Source organism: Pseudomonas sp. 5Vm1k (genome assembly GCF_056161485.1).
This window is the reverse complement of sequence record NZ_JBSPCZ010000014.1, coordinates 172,020-195,390: the sequence shown is the minus strand read 5'-3', so window position 1 is coordinate 195,390 and position 23,371 is coordinate 172,020. Positions and strand designations below refer to the sequence as shown.

The window sequence follows — 23,371 nt, the reverse complement described above, 5'->3', positions numbered from 1 at the left end:
AGCCGCGACCTGAGGGTTGCGGCTTTCTTGTGGTTCACACAGATCAAATGTGGGAGCGGGCTTGCTCGCGAAGGCGGACTATCAGCCAACATCTTTGCCGACTGACATACCGCCTTCGCGAGCAAGCCCGCTCCCACAGGGGGTTTAGTGGTTGTTTGTGGGATCGGCGCCGAGCACTACATTCAGCGCACTGCGCGCATCATCCAGTTGCACCAGCGTCGCATGCCGTGCACCCAGCGCATCGCGATTCTCGATGGCAGTGAGGATCGCCTTGTGCCGTGGCAGCGCCAGTTCATGCAGGTTCGGTCGCTGGTTGGAGTGCTTCAACGCCTCGGCAATCGCCACCGAGAGCATGTTGCACAAGTTGGCCAGCAAGTCGTTGTGGGTCGCGTCGGCGATGCGGCTGTGGAAGTCGAGGTCCGGTTGCAGCAGCGCTTCCGGGGTCGGTGCGGCTTCCATCCGTTGGTAGGCTTCGCCGATGGAGGCGATGTCCGCGTCGGTGGCGTACTGCGCGGCGAGGGCGGCGGCGGCCGGTTCGATGATGCTGCGCACGCTGGTGAGCAGGCTGAAGAACTCATTTTGCGGGCTGCTTTGCATCAACCAATGCAGCACGTCCGGGTCGAGCATGTGCCATTCCTTGCGCGCCTTCACTACGGTGCCAACCCGCGGACGGGAATACACCAGGCCCTTGGCAACCAGTACGCGCGTGGCTTCGCGCAGCACCGGCCGACTGACCGCGTACTCTTCGCACAACAAGGCTTCGGCGGGCAGTTTGTCGTCGGGCTTGAAGCGTCCGGAGACGATCTGCATGCCCAGTTCCTGGACGATGCGCGAGTGCATGCTTTTGCGGTCGGAGGGTTTGCGGTAATCCATGGGGAACGGCGCGATCCTGGGCGATGGGAGTGTGGCGCATGATAGCAGGCGGGGACACGGTCCTGAATCAGATGGAGAGCCAATGTGGGAGCGGGCTTGTTGTGGCGAGGGGGCTTGCCCCCGTTGGGGAGCGAAGCTCCCCTGTACCCAGTCGCCGCGATTCTAAATGAGTCCGCAGTGACTGGTTTACGATTGCTGCGCAATCGAACGGGGGCAAGCCCCTTCGCCACACAATCCCGCTCCCACAGGGGGGAATGGTGGGGTCAGTGGGAATGGCGCGGCACTTCCGAACCGCGGCAACCGACCAGGAAGTCAAAGTCGCAACCCTGATCCGCTTGCAGCACATGATCGATGTACAGCTGACGATAACCGCCGACGATCAATTGCTTGGGCGGTACCAGATCAGCCATCCGCGCCGCCAGTTCGGCGTCGGGGATGTCCAGGTGCAGACGCCCGCTGGCGCAATCAAGCTCAATGAAGTCACCTTCCTGCACCACCGCCAACGGCCCGCCGGCTGCGGCTTCCGGCGCCACGTGCAACACCACCGTGCCATACGCGGTGCCACTCATGCGCGCATCGGAAATCCGTACCATGTCCGTCACGCCCTGGGCCAGCAGCTTGGCCGGCAAACCCATGTTGCCGACTTCGGCCATGCCTGGATAACCCTTCGGCCCGCAGTTTTTCATCACCAGAATCGAGTTCGCGTCCACGTCCAGTTCCGGGTCGTTGATCCGTGCCTTGTACATGTCGAAGTTCTCGAACACTACGGCGCGGCCACGATGCTGCATCAGTTCGGCGCTGGCGGCGGAGGGTTTCAGCACCGCGCCGAGTGGCGCGAGGTTGCCGCGCAGCACGCAGATCCCGCCATCAGCGCGGATCGGGTTATCGAGGGTGCGGATCACTTCGTCCTGGCCGTAGATCGGAGCGTCCTTGGTGTTCTCGCCGAGGCTTTTGCCGTTGACGGTCAAGGCGTTCGGATGCGGAATCAGATTGGCTTCGCCGAGGCGACGCAACACTGCCGGCAAACCACCGGCGTAGTAGAACTCTTCCATCAGGAAGCGCCCGGACGGTTGCAAGTCGACGATGGTCGGCATGCCGCGACCGATGCGGGTCCAGTCGTCCAGATCCAGTTCGACACCAATGCGCCCGGCAATGGCTTTCAAATGGATCACCGCGTTGGTCGAACCGCCAATCGCCGCGTTCACCCGAATGGCGTTTTCAAACGCTTCCTTGGTCAGGATCTTCGACAGCCGCAAGTCTTCGCGCACCATCTCCACCGCGCGCATGCCGGACATGTGCGCCAACACATAACGCCGCGCGTCTACCGCCGGAATCGCCGCGTTGTGGGGTAGGGAGGTGCCGAGGGCTTCGGCCATGCAGGCCATGGTCGACGCGGTGCCCATGGTGTTGCAGGTGCCGGCTGAGCGGGACATGCCGCCCTCGGCCGCGAGGAAATCGTCGATGGTGATCGTGCCTGCTTTCACTTGCTCGCTGAGCTGCCAAACCACGGTGCCCGAACCAATGTCCTGGCCCTTGTGCTTGCCATTGAGCATCGGCCCGCCAGTGACGACGATGGCCGGCACGTCGCAACTGGCGGCGCCCATCAATAATGCCGGAGTGGTTTTATCGCAACCGGTCAGCAGCACCACGCCATCGATCGGGTTGCCGCGAATGGCTTCTTCAACGTCCATGCTCGCCAGGTTACGGGTGAGCATGGCGGTGGGGCGCAGGTTCGATTCGCCGTTGGAGAACACCGGGAATTCCACTGGAAAGCCGCCGGCCTCGATCACCCCGCGTTTGACGTGCTCGGCAATCTGGCGGAAATGCGCGTTGCACGGGGTCAGTTCCGACCAGGTGTTGCAGATGCCGATGATTGGTTTGCCGTGGAACTGGTGGTCGGCGATGCCCTGATTCTTCATCCAACTGCGGTACATGAAGCCGTTCTTGTCGGCGGTGCCAAACCATTGGGCGGAGCGCAGGGTGGGCTTCTTATCAGACATGATCGATTCTCTTATTGTATGACTATATTGTTCAATCTGACGGATAACATAAGCGTAAATTCGGCTGTTTGGAAGCGTTGTTGCTTAATTAGTAATACTATATAGTCGGTTTCAACGGAGGGATTGGCCCTGGCGGTTTTCCGCGAGAGGCGTCCCCCGAGGTTCTATAACAACAACAATCGGAGACCGATCTCATGAGCGAGGAACTGCGGCTTATTCGTCGCATCACGCTGAAACTGATTCCCTTCCTGATCCTGCTGTACCTGATCGCCTATGTGGATCGCTCCGCCGTCGGCTTCGCCAAGCTGCACATGGGCGCGGACATCGGCATCGGTGATGCGGCCTACGGGCTCGGTGCCGGGCTGTTTTTCATTGGTTACTTCCTGCTGGAAATCCCCAGCAACCTGATGCTCGAACGCTTCGGCGCCCGCCGCTGGTTTGCGCGGATCATGGTCACCTGGGGCGCGATCACCATCGGCATGGCCTTCGTCCAGGGCCCGCACAGTTTCTATGTGATGCGCTTCCTGCTCGGTGCCGCTGAAGCCGGATTCTTCCCGGGCGTTCTGTACTACATCACCCAATGGTTCCCGGTGCGCCATCGCGGCAAAATCCTCGGGCTGTTCATCCTTTCCCAACCCATCGCGATGATGATCACCGGCCCGGTGTCCGGCGGTTTGCTCGGCATGGACGGCACCCTCGGCCTGCACGGCTGGCAGTGGCTGTTCATCGTCATCGGCACCCCGGCGATCCTGCTGACCTGGCCAGTGCTGCGTTACCTGCCGGATGGCCCGCAACAAGTGAAATGGATGGACCAGGCCGAGAAGGACTGGCTGACCGGCGAGCTGAAAAAAGACCTTGAGGAATATGGCCAGACCCGTCACGGCAATCCGTTGCACGCGCTGAAGGACAAACGGGTTTTGCTGCTGGCGCTGTTCTATCTGCCGGTGACATTGAGCATTTACGGCTTGGGCCTGTGGTTACCGACCTTGATCAAACAGTTCGGTGGCACCGACCTGGTGACCGGTTTTGTGTCCTCGGTGCCTTACGTCTTCGGGATCATCGGTTTGCTGATCGTGCCGCGCAGTTCCGACCGCTTGAATGATCGCTACGGCCATTTGGCGGTGCTCTACGTGCTGGGCGCCATCGGCCTGTTCCTCAGCGCCTGGCTGACGTTGCCGGTGCTGCAACTGGCGGCGTTGTGCCTGGTGGCGTTTGCGCTGTTTTCCTGCACGGCAGTGTTCTGGACCTTGCCGGGGCGCTTCTTTGCAGGCGCCAGCGCGGCGGCTGGGATTGCTTTGATCAACTCGGTGGGCAACCTCGGCGGCTATATCGGGCCGTTCGTGATCGGCGCGCTGAAGGAATACACCGGCAACCTGGCATCGGGGTTGTACTTCCTGTCCGGGGTGATGGTGTTTGGGCTGGTGCTGACGGGTGTGGTGTATCGGTTACTGGAGCGCAAGCACGTGTTGCCGGCCGATCAATTTGCCGCCAGTGCCCGAGGTGCAACCCGTACCTGAGACATCACAAAAATCCCCTGTGGGAGCGGGCTTGCTCGCGAAAGCGGAGTGTCAGTCAGCACAGATGTTGGATGAGAAACCGCATTCGCGAGCAAGCCCGCTCCCACAGGGGGGCAATGCCGACTTCAAGATGGTTACAGGAGAAAATCATGCGTTTAGTTCAGTTCGAATTGATTAACGGCGAGCGCCGGGTGGGCGTGGTCGAGGAAGTCCTGGTGCGCGAAGTGCAGGACGCGCGCTCCGTTCGGGATCTGGCCCTGGCCGCCATCGAGGCGGGGGTCAATCTTGAGCAATACGTGCAAAACCTCGGCCTGGGCATCAGCCACGATTACGCGGAGCTGCTGACCCACCTGCGCATCCTGCCGCCGCTGGATCACCCGGACCCAGCCCATATGTTGGTCAGCGGCACCGGCCTGACTCATTTGGGCAGCGCCTCAGCCCGGGACAAAATGCACCAGCAAGTTGGCGACGAAGCCGCCATGACCGACACCATGCGCATCTTCAAGTGGGGCGTCGAGGGCGGCAAACCGGCGGCGGGGCAGGCCGGTGTGCAACCGGAATGGTTCTACAAGGGCGACGGCAGTATCGTCGTGCGTCCGGGCCAGCCGTTCCCGCTGCCACCGTTTGCCGAAGACGCCGGGGAAGAGCCGGAGCTCAGCGGCCTCTACGTCATCGGCCACGACGGCAAGCCGTATCGCCTCGGTTATGCGGTTGGCAACGAGTTCTCCGACCACGTCATGGAACGCAAGAATTACCTCTACCTGGCCCACTCTAAATTGCGCAGTTGCAGTTATGGCCCGGAACTTCGCGTCGGTGAACTACCCCAACACTTGGCAGGCACCAGTCGCATCCTGCGTGACGGCGAGGTGTTGTGGCAACACGAGTTCCTCAGCGGCGAGGCCAATATGTGCCACAGCCTGGCGAACCTCGAGTATCACCATTTCAAGTACAGCCAGTTCCTGCGTCCGGGGGACGTGCACATTCACTTCTTCGGCACCGCGACCCTGTCCTTCGCCGATGGTATCCGCACCCAACCGGGTGACGTGTTTGAAATCAGCCAGGCCGAATTCGGCGCGCCGTTGATCAACGGTATTGCGCCGGTAGACGCGGCGTTCGAACCCGGCACCGTCGGCATCCTTTAAGGAGATTTGCATGACCCAGATTCTTGGTCACAACTACATCGGCGGCCAACGCAGCGCGGCCGGCAACCTTAAATTGCAAAGCGTCGACGCCAGCACCGGCGAGGCCTTGCCCCATGATTTTTATCAAGCCACCCCGGAAGAGGTCGACGCCGCCGCCAAGGCTGCCGCCAGCGCTTACCCGGCTTATCGCAGCCTGAGTGCCGAACGTCGGGCGCAGTTTCTCGACACCATTGCTGACGAACTGGACGCGCTAGGCGACGACTTCGTTGCCATGGTCTGCCGCGAAACCGCATTGCCCGCCGGGCGCATTCAAGGCGAGCGCGGTCGCACCAGCGGTCAGATGCGGTTGTTCGCCAAGGTCCTGCGTCGCGGTGATTTCTACGGTGCGCGGATTGATCTGGCGTTGCCCGAACGCCAACCGATGCTGCGTCCCGATTTGCGCCAGTACCGCATCGGCCTCGGTCCTGTTGCGGTGTTTGGCGCAAGCAACTTTCCGTTGGCGTTTTCCACGGCCGGCGGCGATACCGCTTCGGCACTGGCCGCCGGTTGCCCGGTGGTGTTCAAGGCCCACAGCGGCCACATGGCCACCGCTGAACTGGTCGCCGACGCGATCCTCCGCGCCGCAGAAAAAACCACCATGCCAGCCGGTGTGTTCAACATGATCTATGGCGGCGGGGTCGGCGAAGCGCTGGTCAAGCATCCGGCGATCCAGGCCGTGGGTTTTACCGGTTCGCTCAAGGGCGGTCGTGCCTTGTGTGACATGGCGGCGGCGCGTCCGCAGCCGATTCCGGTGTTCGCCGAGATGTCGAGTATCAATCCGGTGATCGTCTTGCCGCAGGCGTTGGCGACTCGGGCTGAAACCGTTGCCCGCGACCTGACGGCGTCGGTGGTGCAGGGGGGTGGTCAGTTCTGTACCAATCCGGGGCTGGTGATTGGGATTCGTTCGCCGCAGTTCAGCGGGTTCGTGCAGCAGGTATCGGCGTTGATCGCTGATCAGCCGGCGCAAACCATGCTCAATGCCGGGACGTTGAGCAGTTATGGCAAAGGTCTGCAAAAACTTCTCGCTCATCCTGGCATCGAGCATCTGGCCGGCAGCCCGCAACAGGGTAATCAGGCGCAGCCGCAACTGTTCAAGGCCGATGTCAGCCTGCTGATCGATGGCGATGAAGTCTTGCAGGAAGAAGTCTTCGGCCCGACCACGGTATTTGTTGAAGTCGCGGATCAGGCGCAACTCAGTGCGGCGTTGAATGGCCTGCACGGGCAACTGACGGCGACGATCATTGGCGAGCCAGTGGACTTCGATCAGTTCGGCGAGCTGACCGCGTTGCTGGAACAGAAGGTCGGGCGAATCTTGCTCAATGGTTATCCGACGGGCGTGGAAGTCTGTGATTCGATGGTCCATGGCGGGCCGTACCCGGCGACCTCCGATGCGCGCGGCACGTCGGTAGGCACGCTGGCCATCGACCGTTTCCTGCGCCCGGTGTGCTTCCAGAACTACCCCGACAGCCTGCTGCCGGAGCCGCTGAAAAACGGCAACCCGCTGCGGATTCAGCGATTGGTGGACGGCAAACCGTCCCGTGATGCGCTCTAAAGCTTAAACACAATCCCTGTGGGAGCGGGCTTGCTCGCGAATGCGGAGTGTCAGGCACTATTGATTTCGACTGACCCACCGCATTCGCGAGCGAGCCTGCTCGCGAAAGCGGTGTGTCAGCTTGTATTGATGTTGAATGTGCCGCCGTCTTCGCGAGCAGGCTCGCTCCCACATTTGTTCAGCGCTGCGTTGAGTTGAGTGTCTGGCTCGGGGCAACTCCCACATTGAGCTATCATTGCCCCTTTCCACTTGAATGATTGATTGCCATGACTGCCGTTACCGACACTTTGCTCAACGCCCTCGAAAATTGCGACATGCTGGAAATCGACGGCTTGCACGCCTCCGATTTCTACCTCGGTGAAGAGGACGACAGTCTGAACATCGAATGCATGGACGGTCGGGCGCTCAAGCATTGGGAATTCAGCAAGGCCCAGATCCAGGCAGCCACCTTCGATCCAACCCTGCAAAGCTGGCTCATCACCGGTGATTCCGGTGAGCACCGGCTGGTGTGCATGGCCGCGATTGGCGGGCATGACGACGAGGAAGAAGAGCATGAAGATGCGTAATTTCTGGCCACTGTTGATGGCCGGCAGTGTCGGCGCCATGGGCGTTCAGGCGGCGACCGTCGACGATTATCAACTGTTGGTCGGTTCCTACACCGCAGGTCAGAGCCAGGGGATTTATCGCCTGAACTTCGACAGCGCCACCGGGCAGATTGCCGCCAAGCCACTGCAAGTGGTCAAGAGCGAAAATCCGTCCTGGCTGACGATTTCCAAGGATCAGCAACACCTGTTCGTGGTCAATGAAAACGGCCCGGGCCAGGCCGATCCGGTGGGCAAGGTCAGCAGTTACGCGATCAACCCCAAGACCCATGAACTGAGCTTGGTCAGTCAGGTCCAGAGCCTGGGCAACGAACCGACCCATTCGAGCCTTAGCGGCGACGGCAGCCACTTGTTCGTCAGCAATTACTCGGTGGTCGAAGACCCGGGCGGCACCCTCGCGGTGTTGCCGGTGGGCGCGGACGGCAAGCTCAAGTCGGTGGTGCAGATGAGCAGCCACCCGTCGAGCCGGGTCAACCCGGAGCGGCAGGCCTCGGCGCACGTGCATTCGACGATTTCCTCGCCGGATGGCAAGTACGTGTTTTCCAATGATTTGGGGGCGGACAAGATCTTTGTCTACCGCTTCAACCCTAAGGCCAACCCGCTGTTGCCGCTGACGCCTGCGACGCCGGCCTCAGTGCAACTGCCAGCCGGCAGTGGGCCGCGTCATTTGCTGTTCAGCGCCGATGGCAAACACGCCTGGTTGACCATGGAAATGAGCGCCCAAGTGGCAGTGTTCGACTACCAGGACGGCACGCTCAAGCAAACGCAAATGGTCGATCTGGCGGCGGGGCAACCCACCTCCGACAAGGCAGGCGCAGCGCTTCACGCCTCGGCTGACGGCAAGTTCCTCTACGTCAGCAATCGTGGCACCGCCAATCAACTGCTGGTATTCGCCATCGACCCGGCCACTGCTCAGCTCAAGGAACTCCAGCGACGTTCCGTCGAGGGTGATCACCCGCGCGAATTCAGCCTCGACCCGAGTGGCAAGTTTCTGCTGATCGCCAACCAGAAAAGCAACGAGATTGTCGTCGTCGAACGCGACGCCAAGACCGGCCTGTTGGGCAAAACCGTGCAGAAATTGCCGATGGATGCCCCGAGTGACCTCAAGTTTCTAGTGCGTCAATAGGTGCGGCAATAGGCCGCAGGCCCCGGTTGATAAGGCCTGCGACCTTCTATTAATCAGACTGATATCCGCTAATGCTACAAAGCATTTCAAGGCGCGGACCTCGGACGTTAAGTTTGCTCCACGGCCCAACCGGGCAAGCAAGCCAACTGACTCCGAGGAACACCGCCATGAACTTCAATATCTTCTCCATCATCGCCGCATCCGCCATCTCTGCCACCGTTGCCCTGCCAGCCAGCGCCAACGTTGAAATCAACAGCAAAAAATCCCACACCCAGAGCTACACCCAGAAATACTTGCAACAAAGCGCCAACTTCTACGCCGCGCTGGATCACAAAACCCAAGCCTGAAATCTGCGAACATTGTCGCTCCCTGTAGGAGCTGCCGAAGGATGCGATCTTTTGCTCTTGAAAAGTCAAACGATCGCAGCCTTCGGCAGCTCCTACTTGCGCGTTTCTAAGGGTCATAGGTTTTATTCGGCGCGGGCATAGACTGGTTTAATGATCAACCAGGTTGATGGTCACTATGGAAAACGCTGAGTGGTTGCTTCGGTTTTTTTGATCGATCCTGTGGGCACTGAAACATGCCCACGGAGAACACCATGGCCAGCGCAATCCTCACTTCTGCCAAACACGGCGCCTACCTGGCCATCGGAATCTACGTGACCATGGTGCTCGTGGTGAGCCTTTCGGCTCAATCGCAACACGACCTTCAAGCGCCGATTCAGGTTGCTTATCCCGCCATCCAGTTTGAACACCGCGCGCAAAACGTCGTGGTGGATCACGCTGATGTGTTGGGAGCTGTCGGAGCATGAAAGGACACAGACTCTGGGTCATTGCCTTTTTGGCGTTCATGACCAATGGCGCTTCACTGTTGGGGATCGGGCAGGGCTCGGCGGGCTCGGTGGCCCGCGCCATCGAATGCAACCACAACATCGCCCATAACATTCAGACGGCCAAGGCGTTGGGGTTGTTGGCGGGTAATCCACCATCGAAGGTCCGGGGCGAGTTCCTCGGACCGTTCCAGGTAGATTGCTCGGCGCTGGGGATGTGCTCGGTGTTGGCCTGAAAACGCGGTCACCGTGGCGAGGGAGCTTGCTCCCGCTGGGCTGCGAAGCGGCCCCAAAAGATGGGACTGCTGCGCAGTCCAACGGGAGCAAGCTCCCTCGCCACAGTAGTGCATGTCCTTACTTTTGCATGACGCCGGTAAAAAGCTCGGACTCCAGCAACCGCTGAAGCCACACCTGCAACCGCGCATACGACGTCTGCTCGAACCACTCCCGATCCACATGCGCAAACTGGCGCACGAACGGCATCAATGCCACGTCCGCCAAGCTCAGATGCGCGGCCAGCAAATAATCCCGCCCCTGCAGCAACTCATCGAGCTTGCGCAAAAACACCTCACCCTCGGCCCGATAGTGTTCCATCGGCTGCTCGGGGTAGCGCTCGGCGTACTTGTAGCGATTCAAATGCACCTTGAACACCTGATCGTTTTCTTCGATCAGTTCAGCAATACGTTGCTGCCCGGCAGGATCGTCCTTGAGCAACCAATCATCAGGATCGTTCTGCGCCAGGGCCCAGCGCATGATCGACAGGCTTTCATCAATCACCCGACCCTCAACCTCCAGCACCGGCACCGTGCCCTTGCTCGACAGCGCGAGCATTTCGGCTGGCTTGGCCTTGAGGCTGACTTCGACAATCTGCACTTCAACCCCTGAATAACGCAGCGCCATGCGCGCACGCATGGCGTAAGGGCAGCGGCGGAAGGAGTAGAGCGTAGTCATTTCACCTCCAGCGTGCTCAAGCCATTGCCTTGGCGACGGACTTGAATCTGCACCGGAATCCGTTCATGCATTTCCTGCACGTGTGAGATCACCGCGACCTTGCGGCCCTGGGCCTGCAAGCCGTCGAGAGCGTCCATGGCCAGTTGCAGGGATTCCGGATCGAGGCTGCCGAAGCCTTCGTCGATAAACAGCGACTCGATCTTCAGCGTGCTCGACGCCATCGACGCCAAACCGAGGGCCAGTGCCAGCGACACGAGGAACGTCTCGCCGCCGGACAACGAATGCACCGAGCGCAATTCGTCGCCCATCTCCGTGTCCATCACCAGCAAGCCGAGCATGCTGCCGCCGCGTTTCAGGCGATAACGACGCACCAATTGGCGCAACTGCACGTTGGCGTGATGCACCAGCAAGTCGAGATTGTAGGCCTGGGCGATCTTGCGGAAGGTGTCGCCGGTGGCCGAACCGATCAACGCATTCAAACGTGCCCAGCGTTGGTACTCGGTGTAGGCGTCGGCGATTTGCTGGGCCAAGGCCTGATTGGCGTTCTGCCGGCGTTGATCCTCGGCCTGTTCGGCACGCAGTTCGGCGCAGCGGTGTTCGCTGGCGGCAAACAGGTTTTGCAAATCTGTCAGCGCATTGGCCAGTTGTTCGGCATCGAGATTGCCGTTGTGCTGCGCCTGATGATTGACCAAGCGCTGATCGCGTTCCTGCAACAACACCTTAGCCTGTTCGATGGCTTTTTCGCTGTGCTGCAATTGCTGGCGCAGGTCGCTGACTTGCTGGTCGTCGACACTCAGCAAATCCTCGAGCCCACCGTCATCCAGTTCCGGATGCCGCGCGCGCCAGTCGGCAATCTTGCCGCTCAACTCGCGATCTTCATGCTCCAGTGCCTGTGAACGTTGTTGCTGGGCCTTGAGTTCAGCAGCCAATTGCACCAGCCCCGTGCGTACGGTTTGCAACTCCTGATTGGCCGCCGCTTCGGCATGGCGCGCCTGTTCGACCGCTTGATCGAGCTGCTGCTGCCACTGCTCGGCGCTGTTGTGTTCGCCAAGCAACTGCGCAAGTTTCTGTTGGCAAGCCTGTTGCTGCTCGGCCAGCACCGTGAACTGCTGTTGCGCGGTTTCCAGTTGTTGGGCGCGGGTCAGTTGGCGATCCTGTTCTTTCTCCAGCGTCTGCTGGCGTTGTTGCTGCTCGCTGAGTTCGTCGCGCTGCTGGTCGAGTTGTTCCAGACGCTGGGCGATCTGCCGGTCGAGCTGCATGAACGTCGCGGCCGGCTCGGTGCGCAAGGCTTCAAGCGTGTCGGCCGGAAGCAGCGAACTGAACGCCGCGAGTTCTTCGTCCAGACGCTGGCGATCGCTGCTCAAGGCTTGCTGCTGTGTGCTCAGGTGCTGGGTCGCTTGCTGGCTCGCGGTTTCGGCGCTGCGCAGTTGCTGGGCCAGTCGCGCGGCATCCTGTTGCAGAGTGAGCAGGGCGGTCTGGCGTTGTTCGTCCTGGGTGATGCTCTGGTTTAGCTGACTGTTTTGCTGCGCCAGCCAGGCATTGCGTTTGGCGGCGTCCTGGTTCAGCAACTGAGCGGACAGCGGATGCGCTTCGAGGCTCGGCGTCAGGCTTTGTTGTTGCGTGGCGAGGTGTTCTTGCTGTTGCAGCAGTTCCTTTTGCTGCGCGATCAAACCGCCGACTTCGGCGCGCAGATCGGTGAGTTTTTCCTTCAGCAGATCGACGGCTTTCTGCGCGTTGGTCAGTTCACTTTCATCGTGCCGACCGAGGCTTTGCAGCAGCGCTTCGGGCTGATGATAAGGATGATCCGGACTGCCACAGACCGGGCACGGTTGGTCGTCCTGCAACTGCCCGCGCAGTTCTTCGACACTTTCACTGCGTGCCAGGCGTTGGCGTTCCAACAATTCCCGGGTGACGGTCAGGGTCTGTTCGGCGACGGTCAGTTCAGCCTTGGTTTTCACGCCGTCCTGAGTCAGGCGCTCACGTTCTTGCTGGGCCGACGATTGACGTTGTTGAAGCTCGGCACCGCGTTTGTCCAGCTCTTGCTGACTGGCCCACAGGCGCGTCAGTTCTTCAAAGGCTCGCAGTTGCTTGCGGTTGTCCTGCAACAACGTGCTCAGCAACTGGATCTGCTCGGCCACGGCCTCAGGCTCGGCGCCGGCCTCTTTGTACAGCACTTCCAGGTTCTGCTTTTGCGCGGCCAGTTCTTCGGCGGCGCGGGTGGCGCGTTGTTCCAGATCGGCCAGTTCATCCTGGCCTTTGTTCAACCGATTGCCGATCAGCATCAGCTGTTGCAAGCGATCGCGGTAGGCATTCCAGGCATCGCTCAGCGGCGCCAGATGAGCGCTTTGTTCAAGTTCCCCGGCGATGCGCTGCAAACGTTCGGCGACCAGTTTTTGCTGGTCGAGCAAGCCTTGAATTGTGCTTTGGCCTTGGGTGCTGGCCAGTTCCGCTTGCTGCTGGGTGTCGGCACTGAGGCTGGCATCCTTAGCCAAACGGGCGAGGGTGCTTTGCTCTTCAAACGCCTGGCGCAGCAACGGTGCACCGGCGCTGTGCTGGTTTTGCGCCTCGGTCAACGCGGCATGCGCGCTGCTCAGGCTCTGTTCGAGTTGCGTCTGGCGTTCGGTCAGTTCCAGTTGCTGTTGCGTGTGCTGCTGAATCTGCGCGGCCAGCGGCGTGAGCTGCGTGGTGAGTTCAGTCTTGCGCGCAAATTGGTGCCGCTGCGGCGCCAATTGCTCCAGGCGCGTCAGCTTCAGCCGTTCACCGGCCAGGCTTTCCCAGTGTTGCTGAGCGGATTGCAGTTGCTCGGTGGCGCTCTGTTGCTCGTCCTGCAATTGGCGCAGTTGTTTGAGCCAGGAGTGTTGCTCTTCAAGCTGCTTGAGCTGCGCTTGCTGGAGCTTGAGTTGCTGCTGGGCTTCGTTGAAGCGTTCATCCAGCTCCGCGCGGGCTTCGGGGGACAACGGCGTGACGCCGGTGGCCTGATCCTGCAGCAACTTGTGGGCTTCGCGGGCCTCTCTGGTCTTGTCGTACGCGCGACGACCGAGGCGCGTATAGAGCGCAGTATCGGTGAGTTTTTCCAGCAATTCGCTGCGGTCGTTGTCATCCGCCTTGAGGAACGCGCTGAACTCACTCTGGGCCAGCAACACCGCGCGGGTGAACTGTTCGAAGTTCAGGCCCAGCGCGGCTTCGAGCTGAGTCTTGTACTCGCCTTTCTGACTGGCCAGCAGTTGATCCTGATCGATATCGCGCAGGCTCTGGCGACTGGCTTGCAACTTGCCACCAGCCTTTTCCCGGGCGCGATTGGCTTCCCAGCGCGCACGGTAGCGGCGGCCATCGATACCGACGAAATCCACTTCGGCATAACCTTCGCCGGTGCCGCGACGCAACAGGGTGCGCGGGTCGCCGGTGCCGATTTCGCCATCGGCGTCCGGGACTTTCGCGTCGCGGCCAGTGTTGTTCAAACGCGGCACGGCGCCGAACAGGGCCAGGCACAAGGCATCGAGCAAGGTGCTTTTACCGGCGCCGGTCGGCCCGGTGATGGCGAACAAACCAGCGCTGGCCAGCGGCTCGGCGGTGAAGTCGATTTCAAACGGCCCGGCCAGGGAGGCGAGGTTTTTCAAGCGGATCGCGAGGATCTTCATGGCTGTTCGCTCTCCATTTGCACGTCTTGCAACAGCTCGGCAAAGTCCTTGAGGGTTTGCTCATCGACCTCGCTGCCATAGTTGTCCTGCCAGGCGCGGCTGAACAATTCCTGAGGCGAAAGCTGATCCAGTTCGATCAAGGTCGCGCCGTCGTCGGTCCCGTCCTTGCTGCCGTTACCAGCGTATTCTGCGGCGATTCGCACCAACCGCACGGCTTTGCCTTGCAGCGCGGTTTCCACTTGATAACGCAGATCGGGTTGCGGTTCGTCGAGGCGCACCCGGACTTCCAGCCACGGCTGGCGCTGGAGATCTTCCAGCAAATCGGTGTTCGGCAGATCCGCCAGTTGCAGCAGAATCTCGGCCAGCGGGGCAGGGCCGATGCGTTGCAGGTTGACCGCGCGCGGGATCAGTTTCGGTTCGACGCTGACCAGGGTTTCGCCATCGAGGGTGACGTCGAGAATCTGATGCTGATAGTTGATCTCGGAGAACGACAACGGAATCGGCGAGCCGCTGTAGCGGATGCGTTCTTCACCATTGACCTTCTGTGGCTTGTGCAAATGACCGAGGGCCACGTAGCTGATGCTCGGCCCGAACAGGCTGGCGGGCAGGGCTTCGGCGTTGCCGATGATCAGGCTGCGCTCGGAATCTTCCGACACCGAACCGCCGGCCATGTGCGCGTGGCTGATCGCGATCAAGGCCTGACCCGGCTTGCGCTTGGCGTTCGCAGCCTCGATCAGCCATTCGTGGACCTGGCCGATACCGCGCAAATAGTTGTCGCCCAATTGCGCGCCGGTCACCTCTGCAGGGCGCAGGAACGGCAGCGCCAGGCACCAACCGGCAATCTCGCCGCTGGCGTCGGGCAGCGGCAGCAAGAGGCGTTCGGCGTCCAATTGCCCGTCATCGAGCCACAGCACCCGACCCAATGCGTGAGTGCGCAAACGCCGCATCAACGGCGCCGGCAGTTCGATCCGCGAGCCGGAGTCGTGGTTGCCGGCAATCATCACGATGGTCAGCAACGGCTGCTGCTCGTGGGCGCTGACGATGAAATCGTAGAGGCGTTCCTGGGCTTTGACCGGCGGGTTGACCGTATCGAAGATATCGCCCGCGATCAGCAGCACATCGGGCTGGTCCAGCTTCAGCTGGCGCAACAGCCACTCAAGGAAACAACCGTGCTCGAAATCGCGGTCCTGGCCGTGCAGGTTCTGCCCAAGGTGCCAGTCGGAGGTGTGGAACAGACGCAAGGCGTACTCCGTAGGAAATAAGGTGATGGCCGCGTGGGAAATGAGCGCGGCTAAAGGGGAGGGAGTTTACTGGCAAACAGGATGGATGGCGCGATGGATCTGGTCGAACGGCGGACTTGTGGCCAGGAGGCTTACCTGTGGCGAGGGAGCTTGCTCCCGCTGGGGCGCGAAGCGGCCCCTGCGATCCGTCTGACAAAACCCGTTGTCTGGTTGGGCGACTGCTGCGCAGCCGAGCGGGAGTAAACTCCCTCGCCACAAAAAGCTCTTTTATCCTTTTGCTTTGCAACCAGCGTTCAACCGCCGCACTTCAGCGAAAATCTCCGTAATCGGCCGCCGAGGCTGGCGTTTGTGCAGTTGCCGGACCTGCTCGCTCATCCGCACCAGTTCTTCACTCGGCTTCGCCCATCGCTCTTTCGGCAATGGCTCGGACCATTGCTGCATCACTTCGGGCATGGCCTGCGGGCCCAGTTTTTGTAGGCGGCGGACTTCCCATTCGGTGAGGTAGTTGGGAATCGTCCACAACGTCATGACGTGGTACAGGTACCAGAAAAAGCCTGAGAGCCGGTCGCGTGAGCCGTCGCGTATTTCTTGATGCATGCGTGCTCGGGCGTTGCGGAAGGTGTGGAGGCCTTCGTGGGGCGGGTCGCCGGGGAGTTGCAGGTCTTCGAGGTCCTGGATGGATTTGAGGTCGTTGACTTCGTATTCCATGTAACCGCGGATGGCTTCCCAATGGCTGATGGCGAGGGGCAGGCCGAAGCAGGGGAATTCAACACTGGTCAGGGTTTCGCCATGCTGGAAACCGATGCCCATGCCGTATTGGCGCTGGATGCCGTATTGGGTCGCGCCTTGAGCTTCGATGACCCAGGCCGAGAGGGATTCCCAGGGGACGAAGACCGGTTCGGTGGCGCCTTCGGGCATGAAGCAGACTTCGCGGCGTTGACGGTTGAAGCGGGTGGGGATGATTTGGAGGCGTTTTTTGTGGTTGTGGTGCCATACAGCTAGGCAGATGCCCAGCATAAGCAAACCTGTTGTTACGGCATATCCGTAGATCGCGTTGAAAAAATCAATTGTAAATTCCCAAGAGTACGCAAAGTCATATCCAAATATGAGCCCGAGACAACCGATGAGTGGCGCAAGCATGAACGCAATGGTGAAGGCCACACTGAATGGGCCGCCCAAGGTCATTTGCCACATAAATACTTGAGGTAACCCCAATCCGAAGTCCATGAAAACATCATTTAGCTCCCCGATGTGAGGACCATGCGGCGACATGAGGGTCGGCAATGGCAAGGGCGCGAGATAGGTGATTCTTCCGCTTGGAAACGGCTCCACATCACCAGTTTTTTTCTGTTGTTCGAGCTGAGGAGCAAACGTAACGCTATCAATCTTGTTGGGCATGATCTGCTAGCTCCAGCAGATGGGTTTCAACAAGTAGCATCGGTGGACATTCTGTGATGGATTGACCAGGCAGCGCCGGAAAACGACCGTCGCCACGGGGGTTGAGGTGAATGACGCGATTGCGAGAAACCCATGCACCGTCGTTGGCCAAAGTTTGTATGCAGATCGTCAATTCCAGTGTTTCGGACGCGGGCGTAAATTCGGCGTCAGGATCTAGAGGATATTGCAGGCATAACACTAATAGTTCTGGCCCTGTTTCTACGATACGCAGACTGTTTGCCACTTCATCGCTGATGACGTCCTTGCGCTCTCGCGGCGCGCCGCGACTGTGGAGAGGAATGGAAATGCGGTGTGCGCCGATTCCCAGGCGACGGACTGGTTGACCGTTCAGAGACGGTTGAAAATCATTGAACTTGAGCCCTGGCAGCGCCAGATGAATGTCTTTGGGGTTTGCTTTTAACAGCAGATTTTTCAACCACGAGTCATGATTGTTTGGACCCAATTGGACATAAGGAGCATGAAGCAAATAGGCCAGATAATTTTTATATTCATCCAAGTTATGGTCGCGGCGAACTTCGGTGTCGAGGCTCCATGGCGTGGTTTTCAGCCATTTATCGTGGGTGCTGATGTTGTAACGGTTGAAGAGCCAGGTGCCGCCCAACTCCAGTATGGTGAACAACGCCCCAGCCAAATTGAACCGGAAAAATATGGTCGATAGACGCGTACCCGCAGCGGCCCATGCCGCTGTTCTTGCGGCAGTGTTTTTGGCAAGCAATACGGTGTAGCCCGCGTGTACGGTTTGCCCCAAACCATAAGTATTTACGACTGTCATACCGCCAGCACCCAATATGGCAAGCGCCGCACTATTCTGTGCCGGGCGATTACCGCTACGCGTCGCCTGTTGCCAGTTTTGATGTTGGGTATCTAGACTCATAACTGAAGCAGCAAGGCCAAAGCCATACGTGAAAATGCCCAAACCGAAATGCATCTTCCCCATTTGCACATGCACACTCTGCAAGGCATGACGTTGGAGTCCTACGACGAGTTCAGCACTTCGAGCCTTTAACGCCGTATCGGTAAGACTTTGGGCTGCCGTGAACCCCGCTGCACCCGTAGACAAAACCGAGTTGATCAATGGTGCCAACTTACGCTTATCCCGAGACTCGCCTAACGTCTGCCTCGCGACCGCGACCAAATTCACCCCCTGCACCAAAAACACCAACAAACCCATCCCCTCGCTACGAATCAACCCCGCATTCGGCACCGACCCCACCCCCATCCGAATATTTTTCAACAACCCCCGCACCTCCTGCTGCTGTGCCGGCGGAAACACCAGCGTCACTCCCGCTCGGGCCTGGGTCGCGCCGTACAGGCGCGCCGACTGATCCGGCAACTCCGCAATCGGACTCAACGCTGCGGCCAACCGCCCCTCAAGCTGCGCCAACTGCTCGCGCACCCGAGCGATCTCACCCTGCAACTCCACCGCCCGTGGCGTCTTGTGCCCCTGGCGGTTTTTGTTGTGGGTGATTTGGTTGCGTTCACGGGTCAAGGTTTTCAGGTAGTCGCGTTCCCTCAGCAGTTCCTTGAGGTTGGTTTGCAGCGCGGCGTGTTCCGCCGGGCTGGCGACGGTGAACGTCACACCAGTGGTTTTGGCAGCATCGAGGATTCGCACCGACAGGGCTTTGGGCAGGCGCCGGAACAGCTCGTCGAGATCGGGGATTTTCTCTGCCGCCAGATCAAACCCTTCCAGCACCCGGCTCAGGCCCAGGTTCAGCGCCGGGCTGAGGCTATGTTGGGCAGCATCGGCGACGGCACGGGTATGTTCGGGCAACTCGTCGAGGGCCGGCAGGTGCGGTTGTTCGATTGTTTTCAGCTCAGCCAGCCAGCTCGGTAGGTTGTTGAAAAGGGCCATTCCGGCGTTGAACAACATGCTGTACTGCGCGGCTTGTTCCTGTTGAAGGCGCAGGGGCAGGGTGTAGAACAATGGCCGAGTCAGTTCCGGGTGTTTTTCCAGATATCCCAGCATTTCTTCGCTCGCGTGATCGCTGCGGCAAATGTCTTTGATGCACGCGTATTCAGCGCTGAAGGCCTGACCCAATTGCGACGGTTCACGCGCGTCGTAGTACCAGGCCGAACGGTGATAGCGCCCGCCACACACCAGCATCGTGCGGTCAGAAGTGATGCGCTCGAGCAGGCGGTTCCAGCGGCCGATGTCGGCGCGGTACTGAAGTAACTCAGTGTCCATAGCCGGGCGGTCGATGAAGTCGTTGATCCCGCGCTTGCCGCTGAAAATCGGGCCGTCGAGCGCGTCTTTAATGCGCTTGTTTTGCTCCCTGCCGAGATTGATCAGGGTGTCGAGGTGACGTTCGACGAAGTCGTCAGGGGCCACTGAAAAATGTTGGCGAGCGTAATATCGGCGATCTGTATCGTCACTGGCGCGGCTGTGCGTGGTGAAATCCGGATCGGCGCCCTGGTGCTTGGCCATTTCGAACGCTTCGGTGTGGGCCTGCTTGCGCAATTGCTCCAACTCCGGCGTCACCGGAGCGTCCAGTGGCTCGACTTTGCCGCCCTTGTTCAGGTAATCGAGCAGGGCTTTGCGGGTGTCTTCCCGGTCCGGCTCGGCCAACTGTTCCAGATCAGCGAATAACGCCTTGTGTCGCGGGTCGTTACTGGCCTCGGACAGCTTTTCGATATCCGCCGGGCTAAGCTGGCTCAGCGACTCGATGTAGCAGGCTAGCAAATAATTGCGCTCGTTGTGACCGGCATTGGTCCAATCGTCGACCCAGCCGACCACAATGTCTTGATAGTCGGCCAGGTCGCGCAACACGCCGAGGTCATCCGGCACCACGAGAAACAAAGTGTCGTCCTGATAGGGCGCGCGCACTTGGCCCAGAAACTCGCCGATATGTGCTTCGCGAAAGCGCTGTGGCTGTTCCCATAGATACGGTTCGCGCTCGTGTTCGGGGGCATCGCTGACTTGTACCGTCGGCAAAAGAACGGTGCCCGGCTCGACGCCGTCCTGTGCGGCGGGTGCCCGCTGAGGCGCAACCGTGGCAACCTCCGCTAACCACTGCTTGGCTTGCTCGACCGTCAACAGATGCTCGCCACCGCTTTTGCAATCCACTGGGCCGAGGTCAACGGCTTGCATGAAGTGTTCGCGCTCCTCAAGACTGTCGAGCACCTGAGCGCATTTGGCGGCGGTCCACTGCACTTCGGCGAAGCACACGTGCAAGCGGCTGCGCCGTGAAAATACCAATGCCGGACGCTCCTCGACAGCTGTGCGCTGATCGCCATCGACCTTGGCTCCCTTGTGCAGCAGGGCGCTGACCAGACCATCGAGAACGCGGTATTCATGCAAATGGCCGGTCACACTATCGATCACATACAACCAGCCATCACGCATCAGGCGAATGCCCAATGGACGGGTTTCAAGGGTGTAGGGCAGTTTTAGCTCTGCGCTCGGATCGAGAGGCTTTTCTACCAGACCGTAGCGCAACGGCAAAAGCTGCACTTGGGCTTGCTGCAACGGGCAGGCGCCGGGAGAGCCGATGGCTGTCTTGGGTGCCGCAGCTGCGGCAAGGTTGGCTGGTGCGTTCATGGGCGGCCCCGTTGGATGGCCCACTGGTGGGCGAGGTCAGCGGCCAGCGCAACGCGCTCGCCGGGTGATTGCAGCGATGGCGTATGGAGTAACCGATCAATGTGCGGATGCTGGTCGAGCGGCGATCCGTTCAGCCAGGCCATGACGTTGGCGTAGTAGAACAATTCAGATTGGCTGCTTAACCTCAGGACCTTGGCCTCCTCGAATAGCTGCTCAAGTGTCGGCCAGCGTTGGGCCACGTTTCCGCCGCCGTGACATTTGGGGAAGTAGCGGAGCAGATGAGCATCGAGTTCGAGCAGTACGCGGCGACGATCAGCGTGGTCCAGCGCTGAGTTCTGTTCAGGACTCAGGCGATAGGGCGTCGGCAGCTCAGGACACTCGGACACTCGAAGTTGGTGACGATGCCAATTTGCGCCGACGCTATCGGGCGTCACCACACAGGACACAGGGCCAAACAAACGTTGATCACTGCTGCTAAACAGGGCACGCGCCACCGCGGCGTCGGCCAGTCGCAGAATCACCGGCAGACCCTCTGGCATTTCAACCATCAGCAGTTTTCGCAAATGCTGAGCGACGTCATTCACAGACGCGGAGCTGAACAACAGCACACCCCATTCCTCGTGCGCATGCTCCAGATAGAACTGAAAAACCGGCGCGTCCGGGTGTTCGATCACCACTAACAGCGGTGAGATATCCCGCAGCCCGGTGAAGGGCGCACAGTCGTATAGCGCAACAGTGCTGACTCCGGGACTCAGCTGTTTCAAGCGTTCCGGCAACTGGCGAAAGGTCGCGCCGTCCAGCAACACAAAGGCCGTTTGATCATTCCAGGGCAGATTTGTCGGCAGTGAGATCGAGTGCATCATGCTCGGGCGGCCTCACAAATCAGGCAACGTGAGCTGCGGTTTGAAACCAGCGCCTGGCGCTGTTGTGCTGCGTCAAAGGTCACCTTCAGCAAGGGCAACGCGCCCGGCATTAACGGCGCTGCCGACATGCCCACAGCCGGGGCGCCACCCTGCACAATCGCTACGCTGCTGAAAATGCCGTCCGGCCCCAGCGTCAGCCAGTGGCCGCCAGCCTTGACCGTCAGGTGCGCGCCGCCATCGATAACGGCTTGTTGCCCGGCACCGAGGTGGATCTGCCGGGTGGCGCTGAGTCGCTGACTGGTGACGCGAACGTGTTGGTCACCCTGGACCAACAGATGATCGTCCTGCTTGAGCTCAGTGAGGCGGTTGCCGTGGGTGAGGTGGTGTTCTTCGCCGCGTAGGTCATGGCTGGCGATGCCGCCGACCACGACCGTACGCTGGTGGTCGACTTCAATACGTTCGTCGTTGAGCACCCACTGAACCCAATCGCGCTGGGCACGCAGAGCAATTTCCTCGGCGCCTGTTTTGTCCTCAATGCGCAACTCGTTGTAACCGCCACCACCGGGGCTGCTCTGGCTGCGAAAAATGCTTTGTGTGTGTTCGGCGGGCAGGTCCAGCGCAACGGGTGTCGTCGCGTTAGGCAAGCAACCCAGTACGAAGGGTTTGTCGGGATCACCTTCGCTGAAACCCACCAGCACTTCCATGCCGACTCGCGGGATCAACACGCTGCCATAGCGATCAGCAGCCCAACCGGTGGCGACGCGCAGCCAGCAGCTTGAATGTTCGTTGTGCTCACCGTCACGGTCCCACGCCAGGTGGACCTTCACGCGGCCGTACTCATCGCAATGGATTTCTTCACCGGGAGGCCCGGTGACCACTGCGTGCTGGTTGCCGGTCACTCGGGGCTTGGGATGTTCAAGGGCTGGCCGGAATATCACGTCCCAGGGTGTCGCGATGAACCGATTGCGGTAACCCTGACTGAAGCCGTCGTCAGAATTACCGTCAGTCATTGACTCTTCCAGAACTTGGGGTTGTTTTCCGACGTGCTCAACCTCGGTCAGCAGCCACAATCCATTCCAGTCATCGCGTGGGTGTTCGGTTATGTCAACGAAGTGTCCGCTATGCAGGGCGCTTTGATCGCTGCGCCCCCGGGCTTGCCGGTAATTGGCGCGATGACGCTCCAGCGTCCGCCTGGCCAGATGATTGCCGCGTTCACGCTCGGTAAATTGTCCCGGGAAGGCGTAATCCTCCAAGTGGGGTAACTGGGCGCTTGTGCTTTCGCTACTGAGCGGCAGGCGCGGCTTTTCGAAGTTGTAATCCCGGCGGCTGACGTGGGTAGTGCGGGTTTCCAGGCTGACCTGGAAACGATCAATCACCGACGCTTCGGCGACCATGCCGCTGCCCTGAACATAGGCCGTCGGGCGAGCGGGTTTCGGGAATACCGTTTGATCGTCACCAAACACCAACACGTGTCCGGTGGCGCTGTGCTGGAAATGAAAGTGCAGACCTTCTTCCTCGCACAGTCGCTGGATGAAGTGCAGGTCTGATTCGTTGTATTGCACGCAGTAGCGTCGTGGCCGGTAATCGGCGCTGAGTTGGAAGCGCCAGGTGTCGGCCTGTATCCCGTGATCGGTCAGTACTTTTCCGATGATTTGCGGCACGCTCAGGTGTTGAAAAATACGCTGGTTGTGGCAGTGCGCGAGATAGGCGAGGCGGGGCGTCAGGGTGATTTGATAGCGGGTCAGGCGTTTGCCCGAATCGCCTTGCGCGACTCGATAGACCTGGCCGTGAAGGCCGCTGTTATCCTGGCCGAACGTCAGAAACGCCGGGCGATGCAGCAGCGATTCGAGGTCCAGGTCGGGGCGTTCGCTGACCAGTTCGAGCTTGACCTCGTAGGGCCTGTTCAGCGCTTCCTTGGCCCGAAACTCAAGCACCTGAAGGTCGTAGGAAAAACCCGCAATGTCGAGTCTGAAAACAACTTCGTTGGCCGTACTGAGCATCC

General features: G+C 60.1%; 17 protein-coding genes and 1 pseudogene. 9 read left to right on the top strand and 9 right to left on the bottom strand.

All coding sequences use genetic code 11. The features are described 5' to 3' along the window. Positions 1–144 precede the first annotated feature (144 nt). Positions 145–873, bottom strand: a complete 729-nt coding sequence (locus ACWIKB_RS24835) for a FadR/GntR family transcriptional regulator (RefSeq protein WP_475270104.1) — start codon at positions 871–873, stop codon at positions 145–147. A 263-nt stretch (positions 874–1,136) separates the two neighbouring features. After that, complete coding sequence (locus ACWIKB_RS24830) at positions 1,137–2,873, bottom strand: IlvD/Edd family dehydratase (RefSeq protein ID WP_403017364.1); 1,737 nt, start codon at positions 2,871–2,873, stop codon at positions 1,137–1,139. 194 nt (positions 2,874–3,067) lie between these two features. Between ACWIKB_RS24830 and ACWIKB_RS24825 the strand changes: the two genes are divergently transcribed. From ACWIKB_RS24825 to ACWIKB_RS24785, 9 genes and pseudogenes are all read left to right on the top strand, one after another. Continuing rightward, positions 3,068–4,390, top strand: a complete 1,323-nt coding sequence (locus ACWIKB_RS24825) for an MFS transporter (RefSeq protein ID WP_475270101.1) — start codon at positions 3,068–3,070, stop codon at positions 4,388–4,390. A gap of 149 nt (positions 4,391–4,539) precedes the next feature. Then, on the top strand, positions 4,540–5,532 hold the full coding sequence (gene araD1 / locus ACWIKB_RS24820) for an AraD1 family protein (RefSeq protein WP_475270100.1): 993 nt from the start codon (positions 4,540–4,542) through the stop codon (positions 5,530–5,532). 10 nt (positions 5,533–5,542) lie between these two features. Beyond that, entirely contained in the window at positions 5,543–7,123 is a 1,581-nt protein-coding gene (locus tag ACWIKB_RS24815; RefSeq protein WP_475270098.1) for an aldehyde dehydrogenase (NADP(+)), read from the top strand. A 266-nt stretch (positions 7,124–7,389) separates the two neighbouring features. Beyond that, complete coding sequence (locus ACWIKB_RS24810) at positions 7,390–7,689, top strand: DUF5629 family protein (RefSeq protein WP_475270096.1); 300 nt, start codon at positions 7,390–7,392, stop codon at positions 7,687–7,689. Next, positions 7,676–8,851, top strand: coding sequence for a lactonase family protein (locus ACWIKB_RS24805; protein WP_475270094.1), 1,176 nt, complete (start codon positions 7,676–7,678; stop codon positions 8,849–8,851). Before ACWIKB_RS24810 ends, ACWIKB_RS24805 begins: the two co-directional genes overlap by 14 nt. A gap of 167 nt (positions 8,852–9,018) precedes the next feature. Continuing rightward, on the top strand, positions 9,019–9,198 hold the full coding sequence (locus ACWIKB_RS24800) for a hypothetical protein (RefSeq protein ID WP_054047590.1): 180 nt from the start codon (positions 9,019–9,021) through the stop codon (positions 9,196–9,198). Between the two features lie 251 nt (positions 9,199–9,449). Continuing rightward, on the top strand, positions 9,450–9,662 hold the full coding sequence (locus ACWIKB_RS24795; RefSeq protein WP_475270092.1) for a hypothetical protein: 213 nt from the start codon (positions 9,450–9,452) through the stop codon (positions 9,660–9,662). Then, positions 9,659–9,916, top strand: a complete 258-nt coding sequence (locus tag ACWIKB_RS24790) for a hypothetical protein (protein ID WP_163909778.1) — start codon at positions 9,659–9,661, stop codon at positions 9,914–9,916. The genes ACWIKB_RS24795 and ACWIKB_RS24790 overlap by 4 nt, the downstream gene beginning before the upstream one ends. A 14-nt stretch (positions 9,917–9,930) precedes the next feature. Then, a pseudogene (locus ACWIKB_RS24785) lies at positions 9,931–10,026 on the top strand (N-acetyltransferase); the annotation flags it as partial. Between the two features lie 8 nt (positions 10,027–10,034). Here ACWIKB_RS24785 and ACWIKB_RS24780 read toward each other — a convergent pair. The 7 genes from ACWIKB_RS24780 to ACWIKB_RS24750 form a co-directional block, all read right to left on the bottom strand. Beyond that, positions 10,035–10,631, bottom strand: coding sequence for a glutathione S-transferase (locus ACWIKB_RS24780; protein WP_475270088.1), 597 nt, complete (start codon positions 10,629–10,631; stop codon positions 10,035–10,037). Beyond that, the gene (locus ACWIKB_RS24775) at positions 10,628–14,269 is read right to left on the bottom strand and encodes an AAA family ATPase (RefSeq protein ID WP_475270086.1); all 3,642 of its coding nucleotides are present in this window, start codon (positions 14,267–14,269) and stop codon (positions 10,628–10,630) included. Before ACWIKB_RS24775 ends, ACWIKB_RS24780 begins: the two co-directional genes overlap by 4 nt. After that, positions 14,266–15,510 carry an exonuclease SbcCD subunit D C-terminal domain-containing protein gene (locus ACWIKB_RS24770; RefSeq protein WP_475270083.1) on the bottom strand — a complete coding sequence of 415 codons (1,245 nt, stop codon included), beginning with the start codon at positions 15,508–15,510 and terminating at the stop codon, positions 14,266–14,268. Before ACWIKB_RS24770 ends, ACWIKB_RS24775 begins: the two co-directional genes overlap by 4 nt. Positions 15,511–15,777: 267 nt before the next feature. Beyond that, complete coding sequence (locus tag ACWIKB_RS24765) at positions 15,778–16,908, bottom strand: hypothetical protein (RefSeq protein ID WP_475270080.1); 1,131 nt, start codon at positions 16,906–16,908, stop codon at positions 15,778–15,780. Beyond that, the gene (locus ACWIKB_RS24760) at positions 16,892–20,506 is read right to left on the bottom strand and encodes a toxin VasX (protein WP_475270078.1); all 3,615 of its coding nucleotides are present in this window, start codon (positions 20,504–20,506) and stop codon (positions 16,892–16,894) included. Before ACWIKB_RS24760 ends, ACWIKB_RS24765 begins: the two co-directional genes overlap by 17 nt. Further along, the gene (locus ACWIKB_RS24755; RefSeq protein WP_475270076.1) at positions 20,503–21,369 is read right to left on the bottom strand and encodes a DUF4123 domain-containing protein; all 867 of its coding nucleotides are present in this window, start codon (positions 21,367–21,369) and stop codon (positions 20,503–20,505) included. The genes ACWIKB_RS24760 and ACWIKB_RS24755 overlap by 4 nt, the downstream gene beginning before the upstream one ends. Then, positions 21,366–23,369 carry a type VI secretion system Vgr family protein gene (locus ACWIKB_RS24750; RefSeq protein ID WP_475270074.1) on the bottom strand — a complete coding sequence of 668 codons (2,004 nt, stop codon included), beginning with the start codon at positions 23,367–23,369 and terminating at the stop codon, positions 21,366–21,368. Before ACWIKB_RS24750 ends, ACWIKB_RS24755 begins: the two co-directional genes overlap by 4 nt. Between the last annotated feature and the right edge of the window lie 2 nt (positions 23,370–23,371).